The organism is Methanospirillum hungatei JF-1 (genome assembly GCF_000013445.1).
GTDB lineage: Archaea > Halobacteriota > Methanomicrobia > Methanomicrobiales > Methanospirillaceae > Methanospirillum > Methanospirillum hungatei.
Genome location: NC_007796.1, coordinates 570,106 through 583,973, shown reverse-complemented (window position 1 = coordinate 583,973; position 13,868 = coordinate 570,106). Strand labels below are relative to the sequence as shown.

Annotated in this window: 9 protein-coding genes; 5 read left to right on the top strand and 4 right to left on the bottom strand. The window is 45.8% G+C overall.

The features are described 5' to 3' along the window. The 4 genes from MHUN_RS02610 to MHUN_RS02595 all read right to left on the bottom strand — a co-directional run bounded on the left by MHUN_RS02610 (position 1) and on the right by MHUN_RS02595 (position 5,590). The gene (locus MHUN_RS02610) at positions 1-474 is read right to left on the bottom strand and encodes a hypothetical protein (RefSeq protein WP_011447549.1); all 474 of its coding nucleotides are present in this window, start codon (positions 472-474) and stop codon (positions 1-3) included. 40 nt (positions 475-514) lie between these two features. Then, a complete protein-coding gene (locus MHUN_RS17135; protein WP_011447548.1) occupies positions 515-3,316 on the bottom strand; it encodes a methyl-accepting chemotaxis protein in 2,802 nt (933 codons plus the stop codon). A 71-nt stretch (positions 3,317-3,387) separates the two neighbouring features. Continuing rightward, entirely contained in the window at positions 3,388-5,025 is a 1,638-nt protein-coding gene (locus MHUN_RS02600) for a CARDB domain-containing protein (RefSeq protein WP_011447547.1), read from the bottom strand. Between the two features lie 172 nt (positions 5,026-5,197). After that, entirely contained in the window at positions 5,198-5,590 is a 393-nt protein-coding gene (locus MHUN_RS02595; protein WP_011447546.1) for a hypothetical protein, read from the bottom strand. A gap of 227 nt (positions 5,591-5,817) precedes the next feature. Between MHUN_RS02595 and MHUN_RS02590 the strand changes: the two genes are divergently transcribed. From MHUN_RS02590 to MHUN_RS02570, 5 genes are all read left to right on the top strand, one after another. After that, positions 5,818-6,822 (top strand): chemotaxis protein CheW, encoded by a 1,005-nt coding sequence (locus MHUN_RS02590; RefSeq protein ID WP_048067747.1) that lies wholly within the window; start codon positions 5,818-5,820, stop codon positions 6,820-6,822. Positions 6,823-6,909: 87 nt separating this feature from the next. Continuing rightward, the gene (locus MHUN_RS02585; RefSeq protein ID WP_011447544.1) at positions 6,910-9,297 is read left to right on the top strand and encodes a methyl-accepting chemotaxis protein; all 2,388 of its coding nucleotides are present in this window, start codon (positions 6,910-6,912) and stop codon (positions 9,295-9,297) included. 8 nt (positions 9,298-9,305) lie between these two features. After that, a complete protein-coding gene (locus MHUN_RS02580; RefSeq protein WP_011447543.1) occupies positions 9,306-11,702 on the top strand; it encodes a hybrid sensor histidine kinase/response regulator in 2,397 nt (798 codons plus the stop codon). 97 nt (positions 11,703-11,799) lie between these two features. Beyond that, a complete protein-coding gene (locus MHUN_RS02575) occupies positions 11,800-13,122 on the top strand; it encodes a hybrid sensor histidine kinase/response regulator (protein ID WP_011447542.1) in 1,323 nt (440 codons plus the stop codon). Between the two features lie 84 nt (positions 13,123-13,206). Continuing rightward, on the top strand, positions 13,207-13,842 hold the full coding sequence (locus MHUN_RS02570) for a TolB family protein (protein WP_048067229.1): 636 nt from the start codon (positions 13,207-13,209) through the stop codon (positions 13,840-13,842). The last annotated feature ends 26 nt before the right edge of the window (positions 13,843-13,868 follow it).

Here is a 13,868-nt window from a genome sequence, read left to right as displayed (position 1 = left end):
TCAGGGAGTAACCTGATTTTTCTTATAAAATGCTATGAATTCTTTCTGGAATGATGAAGCGGAAGCAAGCAGATCAGGATACATCTCATTCATTGCAGCCACACAGGATCCACATCCTGGGATAAGTGTCCCATACTCCTCTAGATCAGCTTTCAGTTTATCAGCAGCAATAAGCCAGGAGTCACGAATTTTCGTCGTTTCAGGGCTCAAAGTATACCCCTTAATCTTCTCGGTAAAAGAAAGAAGTGCTTCACTCTTTTTGGATGCAATGTCGGCAATCGCGGAATCCCGTCCATAATAAACCCCGATATTCATCGCTTCCGGAGTCTGGTATAACATCGGGATTCCGGAGGTGAGAATGTCAGAAAGAAATGCCGTGTCATCATCAGTCAGAGCCGGCCCGGCTGATACGATCTGTACCAGGATGAAAAGAGAAAGAAGGGTACATAACCCGGTAAGGACTCGAATGTTCATACCTGAAGGTTTCACCCGGTTCAATATAAGGGTACTCCTCTTAAAGGAAAAACCTGTCAGCCTGCTTTTTTAGATTTCCAGAGAGACGGGCTATCTCCAGTGAGGAGGATGCAATATCATCCGTGGCATGCCTGCTCTCATCCATTCGGTGTGATATCTCTTCCATACGTGCCAGATTCTTCTCACTCTCTGAGTTCATTACCCCGATACCTTCCTGGACACGATTCATCAGTACCTCTTCATCCTTCGTCGCAACCATAACCTGGCTGATACCATCAGATATCTCGGTCACATGAGATGTTATTGAGGAAAGAACATCAATCGTCTTATTCACACTTGCAATGCCCTCATGGATCTCCTTATAAGCTGCTTCAATTGAGGTAACCGTATCGGCCGATTTTGACTGGATAGTCCGGATAAGTTCTTCAATCTGGGTGGTTGCTAATTTTGACTGACCAGCCAGGTTTTTTACTTCCTGGGCAACCACGGCAAACCCCCTGCCATGTTCACCGGCCCGTGCGGCCTCTATTGCCGCATTGAGTGCAAGAAGGTTTGTCTGACTGGAGATATCTGAAATGAGCCTGACTATCTTATCAATCTCTGCCATCTGTTCATTCAGTCCGGTAATCTGCTTCATATTATCTGCACTTATCTTCCCGACCGACTCCATCTTCTCACTGGCAACACCCCCTATTTGTCCGGCCTCTACTCCCTGGCTGGCTGTTTGTGCCGCAAGTTCCATGAGCCGTGTGGTGATATCAACAATCTGACTAATACGTTCAGAAAGGAGTCGGATGTCATCAGATATCCGCCTTGTCTCCTCCATCTGCTCACGTGCTCCGGCAGTTGAATTCTGGACGTCATCTGCAATATCACGTATTGCCTTCTTGATATTATCAGTCTGCGAAAGTGTTTTCTCTGATGTTCCGGTCAGGAGAGATATTGAACCTTCAAGTTCTTCTATCAGAAGCGAGATGGCAGCAAGAGCGGTATTATAATCATTTTTTATCTTTGAGAGGGGATCCTGCTCCATGACCGGTGCACGATATCTGAGATCTCCTTCTGCCATCCGTGCCATACCGGTTTCAAGATCCTCAGCACTTTTTGAGAGTGTTTCAGACATGGTTCTGGAATCGGTCAGTAATTTCTGAACCTCTTCTTCCTGCCGTTTTCGCTCGGTGATATCATTATATACGATCAGGTAATTTTCAAGCAATCCTGACCTGGAGAATATCGGGATACCATACTGTTCAAGAATCCTGATCCCAAGAGGAAATTTGCATGTAAGCTCACCAAAAGTGGGCTTCATTGTGGATAATAACTCCTTTAAACCTTCTCCTGAATATTCAAGGACGGTAATATCACGGGGGGTCATATGGAGGAGTTCTTCCCTGGTATATCCCGTTAATCGGATATATGCATCATTCGTCACCAGAATCTGCTGGTTCTCATCAATAAGCAGCACAGGCATTGGGATCTGCTGGACTATCGTATTATTCAGGTGTTCCAGCTCCTCAATCTCCATCATCCTACGTTCCAGTTCCTGTTCTCCCTCCTTGCGATCAATATAGGTCTTTAGCATATCTGCAAGAGAATTTATCAGATTGCGCTCCTCTTTGAGGAATGGCCCCTCATATTCCGGAGGTTTTTCTTCAAGGTAGACAACATCTATCTTTCCGGTCATCCCGGCACGGGTAATAAATGACGATGTCTGAATCCATGGACTTTCCCGGAAATTAGGGGTTGCCAGTGCAGTATCGCCGTACTGAATCCGGCCGCCGGTGATCTCAGGATACTGCCAGCCGGGAGGAAGGAGGAGAACAACATCCTGCAAAACTTCGGTTATCTTCTTTGAATCGTCCTGTATAAGCGATGAGGTTTTGTAGAAAAGCTGCTGTTCTTTCACACGCTCGCCAAGATCATGCATCTTTTTCTCAAGTTCCTGCTCACCTTCCTTTCGGTCAATATAGGTCTTGAGCATCTCGGCAAGTGAATTAATGAGATTTCTCTCCTCAAGTAGGAACGGGCCTTCATATTCTGGAGCCTTTTCTGACAGGTAGGCTACCTCGATGATGCCCTCTGTCCCCCGCCGGGTCTGAAAGAGGGCCCGCTGAATCCAGGGGGTTTCGATAAAATCAGGAGTTGTATATACCTCATTACCATACAGGATGCGTGCAACGGTCTCTTCCGGGTACTGCCAGCCAGGAGGAATTAAAAATGCCACTTTGCTGAGCACATCCGGTACAGACAGAGTATCTTCCTGGATAAGTGATGCAACCGAGTAAAAAACCTTCTGTTCCTTGACACGTTCACCATAATCATGTGCCAGTTTTTCCCGTATCTCCTCTGCCTTCTGTTCTGCCTGAACCCGGATAGTGATATCTTTAAAGACAAGGATTATCTCAGTAAGAGTGCCAGACTCATCTCGAACCGGGATAGGATACTGCTCAAGTATTCGCCTTCCATGGGGGAAATCCAGAGTGAAAATTTCTGAATCTCTCCTACTCTCATTATATCCATGACCAGGAAGGACAAATCCAGGCACTATGGTCTGGATCGGTTTTCCGATACATGCTTCTGGAGAAAATCCGCTGATTTGGAGAAATGATGGGTTTACTTCGGTTATCCGTGCCTCTGGGTTCAGGATGAGTATCGGCTGGGGACTATGAGCAAAAATAGCATCCATCCTGTTCTTTTTCTTCTGGAGAACGGCCCTTTTTTGTACGAACGATGTTAACAGCTCGCGGTCACCCTCTCCTGGAAGTATGTCAGTACCCGGAATATCGGGACTTGGATCGTCAGAGAGGATGTGTATAAGAATATCACGAAGTTGATCTGTCATTATAACTCCCACACTATTGTTACTCGTCTGCATAGTGTTTCCCCCTCAATAGTATAAAAAAGTTGAGGGTTTTATTTGATAGTTACCGGGATTTTTGCAAACCTCATATTATTGGTTTCATCTGATTCGATGACATCATCCTCACCATCCACCAGGATACCGAAGTAATATATTCCCGGAGTCATGTTCACCGGAATCGGGGTTGGTGCATTCCCATCAGACTGAGTCCCTGCAGGGAGTTCTGGTATCTCACCCATACCTAAGAGAATATCCTCATCAGATAGTTCAGCATCAGTGGAGAGATAAAGCTCTACAATAAAGGAACCTGCATCACCTGTTCCAACATTTCGTATTGATGTGGAGACATTCATAACTCCGCCCGGGGTTCCTTCAGTATCTGAACTGATATCAGGGATGGTAAGATCCGGAAGTGTGAGTGGTTGTGGAGTCTCTGTCACGACCGGCTGGGTCCCGGCGGAGATCTTTACCATCTTATCGGCAAAGAGGACATTATTTGCTTCATTCTCTTCAGATATGACTTTCCCTGAATCTACCATCACCCCCAGGTAATACGTGCCGGGGATGAGATCTGCCGGAATGGTTGCAATGGCGGTTCCGTCGCGGAGCATCCCAACCCCGAGATCCGTAACCTCCCCATATCCAATCTCACGATCCTTTTCAGTAATCAGGGCATCTGGTGAGAGATAAAGCGAGATCCTGAATGGTCCTGCAGAGGCTGAACCCTGGTTTTTCACCGTCGTGTTGACATTCAGGGTTCCCCCCTGTACTGCAGACTGCTGGCTGGTTACCTTACTGATCACAAGATCCGGCCGAGTAATGGTAAATCGTGTATCTTCGTTTGTCTCTTCTGACACAAATGGCACAGAACCGGTTGTGACCAGGAATGCCGAACTCTTCACATCAGGAATGGTCACTTTTGAGGCTGAAACTATCACATTATTATCCTCTGAAACCTCCATTATCTCATTTGCCGGATCTGCAATGGCCCCAAGGTAAAAGGTTCCAGGCTGCATCCGCTCCATCGGAAAGTATCCGATAAGTTTCTTCTCCATATCCTGCTTCAGGTTCGGAATAAGATAATACCCGATTGGCGTGTCATCCCGGGTGATGGTTGCATCATCTGACGCATAGAACGTAATGAAAAAGTCCGTGGATGGCCGGTATCCCTGGTTTACAACAGTGGCCTTCACCTCAAGCTGTGGATTTCCTTCCCTGACCAGGGGGGTAAATGAAGTCATAACCATATCAGGTCCGGTCGGATCTGGTTGCTTGGAGAGATCAATCTTTGTCTCCACCATCTGTGGCTGTTCTTCATCCCTGACAGTCCGGGGTGTTGGAACAGGAGTAATAACCAGCTCTGCAAGAGGTCCGACACGACGATGAAAGGGATCATCTATCATGGGGTTCATGGCTTTTGCTTTTGCTATGGATTCAGCTGAACCCGCACTATCACCAAGAGCACTGAGAACCACCCCCCGCCAGTACCAGGCATCGGCAAGATCCGGATCCTGGGCGACAGCAGTATCCAGCAGATAGAGCGCCCGGTCATAGTGCTTTAAGAGGAACTCAGAAACTCCCTGCTGATACCAGTATTCAGCATATTGAATCCGGTCGGTCATATCTTCGCCAGCGACCACACCAGCAGAAAAGATCAGAACAAGAATGATGGATGCTACCCAGAACGCCATTTTCACAGATGATCACCAGATATATGCAGTATGGTATGACATCAGTCCCTGATATTTCTGGTGGAAGAAACTCCCCGGATATATCGTATTATGATCTGCAAAAAAATGGGTATCCGGTTAATCCGGATCAATGTATTGTTCCCCGATACAGGAGATAATTGAAAAGGGAAAGTTATTCGGTTTCTTTTGCCTCACGGACCATCACTCTGACCCGCTCAATAACCTCAATCTTTCTGCGGTAGTCTCCTTCAATCTCACCTTTGATCTGATCAAGGATCTCATCAATCGAACGCTGAAGACTGTAAACCTTGACCGGACGCCCTTTTTTCTCGGTGATATGACTGGTAACATACACCCAGCTTCGTTTAATAAGCTGATTTATTGCGATACTGACTTCTGGCTGCCGGAGATCAGATATCCGCTCAAGCTCACGCGAGGTCAGGTCATACCCCTTAAAGAGCACAACCAGCACCCGTGCTTCCCCACTCTTCAAACCAACGTCAGAAAGGATATCAATTATCTCAATATCGGTATCCGAAAGATGAACTACTGTATCCGGACCCATCCCCATCCCTGATTCATTCCATTGTTTTTATTATATTATTATTATATCGGTCACCCGATTATCTTAAAATTTTCTCGACTTTTTCCCCTATAAGGAGATAAAATTCCATTTTTATCTCATTTAATAAAATTAAAGGGTTTTTCAAAGATCAGATATGCAGGCAACAAATACTGCAGTATTATAATGAAAAAAGACAAATGCTGAATAATCTGTATAGTTGGTCAGCCATGGATCATTACCTGTTCTTTTCTGTCGGGCATATCAGGTGCGGGATACCGTTTTCAGATGCGATTTTTATGATCAGAATGGTTAGTATCAACACAGAAAACAGGAATGGAAAAGGAAAAGCCGGCACGATTAACCTTCATGGAGAGATATTAGAGGTCTATTCGATACGGGAACTGTTCGGGTTCAAAGAGCGCCCTCCCCTCCCTTCAGATAACCTCATCATTGTCAGAAAAGGACTTGAAAACGTTGCCCTCTGGGTAGATGAGACATATGTCATTCAGGGTGGGGATCTGGAACCTGAAGACCGGTTTATGAATGAGCATCTGCAGACAATCATTCCCGGGATGCGGATCATCACATCAGACCTGGTAGTCATTTTTGATCTTATTGAATTCCTGGATTATGGATTAATTGGCCAGACACGGCTTATTGACATTCTTATTGACCCCACGGGAGGCAATGATACCCCCCATATTTCATCAGTGCGCGATTACCAGGAAATTGACCGGGTGCTGAGGGAGCGTGCAGAGCAACTTGCACTTCCGAAAGAAGAGGTGAAACGGCCTCCGGTAATCGAGGTGATCCGGTTTAACCTGATGTACCAGGAGTTTGCTGTGGATATGAAATACATCAGGGAGGTGATCCAGACATCAGAGATCACCCCGGTTCCCGGGACACCTGATTTTATAGCAGGGATATGCTCTGTCAGGGGTGAGATCATCTCACTTGTAGATCTCAGGACTCTGCTCTCCATACCCGAGAAGGGACTGACTGATCTGAACCGGGTTATTGTTCTTACCGACGGAAATCTTACCTTCGGCCTCCTGGCAGATCAGATAACCGGTATTGGCACACTCAAGACCGGGGATATTGTCAGGACAGTCAGGAAAGAACAAACTGCATGGCAGAACTACATTTGTGGAACGATCGATTCCCTTCATGTACTGAATGTACAGGCATTATTGACGGATCCCAGGATGATAATCGATGACACGGAAACCTGACACAGATCACATTACGGGTAATCTCTACTCGTCTCAAAGATCGTACAGTATGAAGCATGGAAGAGTCCGCCGCATGAAGGAGGCATTATGATTCAGTTTTTTTCGGATATGAAGGTTGGAACAAAAATTCTTGTAATATCACTATTTCTGGCAATTATCCCTACATTGCTTCTGGGACTGATATCATATTCCAGTTCTGTCAACGTAATTAACGAGCAGATTGAAACTTTGCTCGAAACACAGGTCCAGGATATGAAAGGATGGACCAATGATGTCTACAAACTTACGCGGAATAAGGTTAACAGTGACCTGAATGTGCTGCGACAGAACTTTTACGCGAAAGGGACACCTGAAATTATCAACAATAATATGACCCTTATCGACAAAAACGGAAAAGAGTTTGTTGTCAATGATAATTTTGAAATTGTTGACGGGGTCAGGGATCTGGTCGGCGGGGCGGCAACGGTTTTTCAGGTATACAATAACACCTATGCAGTCAGAATATCCACAAATGTCAAAGGGACTGATGGGGAACGTGCCGTCGGGACCCACCTTACTGATAATGTCTATGAAGTTGCGGTAAAGCAGGGTGAAACCTATTATGGCAGACGTGATCTGTTCGGAGTCAACTATGTGACGGCGTATGAACCAATCAGGGACCGGAATGGCACGGTCATCGGAGTATTATTTGTCGGGACTGAAGAAGAACAGACCCTTGATGTCGTAAAAAAGAGTATCCGTGATACGGTCGTCGGCAAGAATGGATACATGTATGTTCTTGACGGGAATGGAATGGTCCTTGTCCATCCGACACTTGATAATGTAAACTGGTCGGACATGGAATATGTCAAGGAGATGATGGAGAAAAAGGAAGGAGCCATCATCCATCAGGTTAATGGAACAACAATCCTTGATGCATATACCTATTTTGAGCCCCTTGACTGGTATATTGTATCGCGGGCAGAAATGTCAGATTTTGATGGGCCGATTAACACTATCAGAAATACCATCCTTGCCATTGTTATCGCATCCATAGTCATCGGTGCAGTCATTGCCATCCTCTTCGGTCAATCAATTGCAGGACCCCTTCAACAGGTCGTCGTCATGATCAAAGAGCTCAGGAATGGTCATTTATCAGCCAGACTGAACATCAGGAGAAAAGATGAGATCGGTATCATGGCCACCACTATGGATGAATTTGCCGATGACTTGCAGAAAAATGTTGTAGGAAATATTGTCAAGATTGCAAATGGTGAATATATTCAGGAGTTCACCGGGCCGGTCGATGAATTGGACCAGATCCGTCCATCCCTGCAGCTTCTGGTTGAGTCCTTTGATCACCTGCATAAAGAGACCATAAAACTTACCGATGCAGCACGGGCCGGAGATCTCTCCATACGTGGCGATGAGAAGGCCTTCCGAGGCGGTTACCGGAGAATTATTGCCGGATTTAATAAAACCCTTGAGACGATCACAGAACCGGTTAATGAAGCCATGCGTCTTGCAGGCTGTTATGCATCAGGTGACTTTACCGCGAGATTTGATGAGAAGATCCCGGTTGCAGGGGAATTTGTGGCATATCGGGATGCACTAAACACCATCGGTATCGAACTCTCACGACTCATGAAATTGATAACCGAGGAACTCTTTGAGGGAGTATCAGTACTGTCAGTTGCATCCAGTGAAATTCTGACCGTCACATCCCAGCTCTCTTCTGCTAGCAGTCAGACGGCAAATACCGTTAATGAGACATCTGACACGGTAGAGACGGTCAGAAAGAAGACCGATCTCGTCAACCTGAAGACAAAATCAATGTCAGAAAAGGCGATGAAGGCCATAGAGGTTTCAGAGACCGGTCAGCAGTCGGTTCAGGAGATCCTTGATGGAATGAATCATATTCAGCGACAGATGGACATGATCAGTATGAATGTTGTGAAATTATCCGAGCAGAGCCAGGCTATCGGAGAGATTATCGCAACCGTCACTGACATTTCAGAGCAGTCCAACCTTCTTGCCGTGAACGCGTCTATTGAAGCAGCAAAGGCCGGAGACTTTGGGAAAGGGTTCGCCGTGGTTGCTCATGAAATTCATAATCTTGCCCAGCAGTCAAAGCAGGCAACAGGAACAATCAGAACTATCCTGACCGATATCCAGCGTGGTGTTTCATCCACCGTGGTATCAGCCGAGCGTGGTTCAAATACGGTCGCTGATGCAGTCCGGCTGACAACTGATGCACGAAAAGCCATAGAAGTGTTGACAAGGTCAATTGCAGACTCCTCACACGAGGCGATCGAGATTACAGCATCCATACAGGATCAAGTAGCCGGTATGGATCAAATATCAGAAGCAATTGAAAATATCAGGAATGCTGCACAAAAGAATCTTGAAATCACCCATAAAGCAGAAAAGACAGCAGAAGATCTGCATGAACTGGGTATCAGACTTAAGAAGATAACTCTCCAGTACCAGGTATAACCTCCTCCATGACAGATTCAGATGATGAGTTTTATGCAATCCTCCTGGCAACATTCCGGGAGGATGCAGAAGAACTGCTCACCGGTATAACTGACGGGTTGATAAAACTGGAGCAGGCTGAGGATCATCCTGAACCATTCCTCATAGAAGAAGTGTTCAGAAAGACACACAGTCTGAAAGGTGCAGCACGGGCGGTAAATCTGCGTGAGATAGAATCGGTTTGTCTGAATCTGGAGAATATCTTCTCGTTAATGAAGAGAGAGGAGTTTTTTGCCTCTGCAGCAGAATTTGATCTCTTTCATGATGCAGTAAAAAGTATCAGAAACTTCCTTTCAGATGGAGAGAAGAAAAGTCCACAGCCGGTTGATATCATCCAAAAACTACGGGCATCACTTGCAGAACGAAAACCGACAGAAAAGAATGAGGAAGTATTTTCCGTTCAGACTGAAGAAGGACCTTTTTTTCAGACCCCATCAATAATGAGGCAGGGGAGTGAAGAGAAAAAACCGGTTATTCCTTTGAATCCTGATCCGGCCGTATTTGCTGCTCCCAGTACTTTTCTTGAAGTAAAACCAGCCCTTCATTCTGCACAATATGGGAGTGATGCCTACCATGGCCCGCCAGCATCCGATTCCGGTACCGTCAGGATAGCAGCAAAAAAACTTGACCGCCTGATTATCGGATCTGATAATCTCCTCTCGACACGGCTCTTTCTGACTCACCGGATGCAAGAACTTGAGGAGATGATAAGCAGGTTTTCTCTCTGGAGATGGAATCATAGCCTTGTGTTTAATGATATGCATCTTATCAGGGATGCCATGTATGGGTTAAACCGGACTTCCCTTCCGCCTGAACTGTTGTTATTTCTTGAACGGGTCTGTGATTTTCTGGAATATGACAGGGAATTTGTTACCAACCTGCAGCATGACCTTGCTGCCCATATTCATGCTACTGACCTTGACCGATCAGCTCTTGAAGCCAGCACGACCGAGATCGCAGATCTTATCCATGATGCGGTTCTTGTCCCCGTTTCAAGCATTCTTATACCGATATCCGGACAGATCCGTGAGAGTTCACGGGGTCTTGGAAAAGAAGTTGATCTGAAGACCGAGGGGGGCGAGATAGAGATGGATCGTCGTCTCCTGGACATGCTGAAAGTTCCCATGATGCATCTTATCAATAATAGTGTTGATCATGGGATTGAATATCCTGATGAACGGGAGGCGAACGGGAAACCACCACGAGGCCAGATCCGCATAAAAATTACGGCTCATTCTGGTAGTAAAGTTGAAATTACCCTCTCTGATGATGGCAGGGGAATTGACCGGGAAAAAATCAAAAAGACGGCTATTGAAAAAGGGCTGCTCTCCGATGAAGAAGGAACCGCCATTGATGATGATGAGGCAATCTGGCTGATTTTTAAGTCAGGTCTTACCACCAGCCCGATGATCACTGACCTCTCCGGACGGGGTCTTGGTCTTGCCATCGTCGAAGATACCATCACCCGTATGGGAGGAGAGGTTCTAGTTACCTCTGAAAAGGGGAAAGGAACTACTTTCTCACTCATTCTCCCGATCAGACTTGCAACCCTACGCGGATTGGTTATCAGGAGCGGTACATCGTATTATGTCGTTCCGGTCCAGCAGATCCTCCAGGTTATCAGGGTGCCACTGGATCAGGAACACAAAAAGAACGTCAGACAGATGATCCACTATAAGGGAGAGATGCTCCCGATAATCAGACTTTCAGAAGCGTTGAAGGTTTTGGATTTCGGGACAGATGACCCGTCCAAAGAAATCCCGGTATTGATAGTTGCGTATGGTGCAGGAAAAATCGCATACGCCGTAGATGAAGTAATCCAGGTTCAGGAGATCGTTGTGCGCCCGCTCGGAACACAATTGCGAAGAGTAAAGAAGATCACCGGAGCTGCCGTCCTTGGAGATGGAAAACTTGCACTGGTCCTTGACCCTCCCGAACTGATCCAAGAAGGGCTGCGGTTATCAGGCCAGGCACCTGCCCCCCTGCCGCCAAGAAAGACATCCGGAAAGGTCCTTATTGTTGAAGACTCGGTTACTTCCCGTGCACTCTTACGCAGGACCCTTGAGAATGCCGGTTTTCAGGTGACAACTGCCAGTGACGGAATGGAGGCTTTTAGTATCCTTCTTGAAGAAGAGGTGGATATCGTTGTCTCTGATGTGGATATGCCCAGGATGAACGGGTTTTCCCTTACCGAGAAGATTCGGAATGATGAACGGCTCTCCCATCTGCCTGTTGTTCTGGTCACCGCACTTGATTCGAGGGAAGATCGGGAACACGGGCTCTCATCAGGGGCAAATGCGTACATTCTGAAAGGCACATTTGAACGAAGTGAACTGGTCAGGACGGTGAAAGGATTATTAGCATAAATCCTAAAGTTCATACAGGGTTGCATCTATTAGTACACAATAATAATGTAATCAGGATCATGGTCTGTGACCGGAATAGTCTGATTTCAGGATAGATATGGCTGATATGGTTCAAAACTCATCGGTCCCCATACTCGTGGTAGAGGATAACCGAACACAGGGCGAGTATTTGCGTTATGTCCTCGAAAAAGAGGGCTATCCGGTAACCATTGCTACCAACGGGAAGGAGGCGCTCATCTCTATGAGCAAAAGCCGTCCCCATCTTGTATTGACTGATGTCATGATGCCTGAAATGGACGGGTATGAACTCTGTTCAGCAATAAAAAATGATCCTGCGACATCAGATATTCCAGTCATCCTGGTCACCCATCTTTTCAATCCGGTGGATGTCATCAAGGGTCTGGAAGCTGGCGCAGACAATTTTATCATCAAACCCTATACGCCCGAAGTTATCCACACCCGCATTGGAAGCATTCTGCAAGCCATTAATAAACCAGACCCGAATGATCGACCAACACCGCTTAATGTAATATTTTCTGATCGATCGTATACCATTACCGCCACCCGTCTGCAGATAATAAACATTCTCCTCTCAACCTATGAGGTGGCGATTAAGAATAATTCAGATCTGCAGGTAGCCCAGGAGAAACTTCATTATCTGAATGACCAAATGCAAAAAACCCTTGAAGAATTGCAAAAAAGTAACCATGACCTATCAGTCGAGAACCATGAGAGAAGGATGGTTGAGACGGCTCTTGGGAATGCAAATAAGAAACTACAACTGATGGCAAGTATCACCAGGCATGACCTTTTAAATCAGCTTAACTCACTGCAGGGATATCTTGAGCTGGCGACCATGGACCGAAAAGAAAATCCTGATCTGGCATGGTCTTATATTGACAAAGCCGTGGGAATTCTTGGACAGACCGTCAATACGGTGAAATTCACCAAGGAATATCAGGAGATCGGAATAAAAACCCCGATATGGCATAATTGCAAGAACCTTGTCTCTAAATCGCTGAAACATACCTCATTGCATCACGTACATCTGGAAAATCAGATTCCAGAAGATTTGGAAATATATGCAGATCCCCTCATTGAAAAGGTCTTTTCAAATCTCATTGAAAATGCAGTCAGATATGGAGGCAAGATCTCAAAAATATGTATCAGGTTTGAGAGAGAGAACGGGACCAACCGGATCATCTGTGAAGACGACGGATCTGGTATAGAATCAGACGAAAAGAAAAAGATATTCCAGTATCAGTATGGGAAAAACACCGGTCAGGGATTATTTCTTTCACGTGAGATACTATCCATCACCGGTATTATGATCGAAGAGACTGGTGTTTTCAATGAAGGGGCACGATTTGAGATCATCTGCCCTGATGGAACGATACGGTTCTCTGACAAAGATATCTGATTGAATCCTTTTTTAGATAGTGAAACAAAGCTCATTTAATTGCAATTTCCAGAATTATGACGCAGGAAAGCCTGAGAAAGTCTGATGTCTGGACTATTATTCCCCCTGAAGAAAAATGTATCGGGTAATAATGTGGTGTTCGTGGATGAACTATACGGTTATGAAGACATTGTCCTTATCAACCTCTCATCCGGTGAAGAGGAGATAATCAGTCATGTTCCTGATATTCAATGGCAGCCGGATATCGATAAAGACTGGATAGTCTGGGAGGACTGGCGAGATGGTGCCCATTCACGGGGAGATATCTATGCCTTTCACCTTCCAACCAGGACAGAGGTACAGGTCACCGATACATCCTGGGGAGACTGGTTCCCGGGCGTTTCATCAGAATGGGTAGTCTGGCAGTCGCAAAAGTATGGAAATTTTGATATTTTCGATATGAATCTGACCACCAGACAAGAGGTACAAATAACAACAGATCCCTCCAGACAGTGGCTGCCCCGTATATCGGGGGATCAGGTTGTCTGGATTGATGAGCGGAATGGAAACTGGTATATGTATGGGTATAATCTCTCTTCCCGGAAAGAATACCAGATTTCATCAGGACCGGATAATGAGGCATGGCCAGATATCTCTAATGAGACTGTGGTATATGTTGAATATGCAAAAAGGACGCAGCCATACCTTATGGTGATAAAAATGCCAGATGTAGTCAGATAATTCCAAACACATTCCATGAGCGTATA

What these genes read in the sequence shown, in the direction of transcription:
- MHUN_RS02610 (WP_011447549.1), bottom strand. Translation starts at nt 474, where the DNA reads ATGAACATTCGAGTCCTTACCGGGTTATGTACCCTTCTTTCTCTTTTC.
- MHUN_RS17135 (WP_011447548.1), bottom strand. Translation starts at nt 3,316, where the DNA reads ATGACAGATCAACTTCGTGATATTCTTATACACATCCTCTCTGACGAT.
- MHUN_RS02600 (WP_011447547.1), bottom strand. Translation starts at nt 5,025, where the DNA reads ATGGCGTTCTGGGTAGCATCCATCATTCTTGTTCTGATCTTTTCTGCT.
- MHUN_RS02595 (WP_011447546.1), bottom strand. Translation starts at nt 5,590, where the DNA reads ATGGGTCCGGATACAGTAGTTCATCTTTCGGATACCGATATTGAGATA.
- MHUN_RS02590 (WP_048067747.1), top strand. Translation starts at nt 5,818, where the DNA reads ATGGATCATTACCTGTTCTTTTCTGTCGGGCATATCAGGTGCGGGATA.
- MHUN_RS02585 (WP_011447544.1), top strand. Translation starts at nt 6,910, where the DNA reads ATGATTCAGTTTTTTTCGGATATGAAGGTTGGAACAAAAATTCTTGTA.
- MHUN_RS02580 (WP_011447543.1), top strand. Translation starts at nt 9,306, where the DNA reads ATGACAGATTCAGATGATGAGTTTTATGCAATCCTCCTGGCAACATTC.
- MHUN_RS02575 (WP_011447542.1), top strand. Translation starts at nt 11,800, where the DNA reads ATGGCTGATATGGTTCAAAACTCATCGGTCCCCATACTCGTGGTAGAG.
- MHUN_RS02570 (WP_048067229.1), top strand. Translation starts at nt 13,207, where the DNA reads ATGTCTGGACTATTATTCCCCCTGAAGAAAAATGTATCGGGTAATAAT.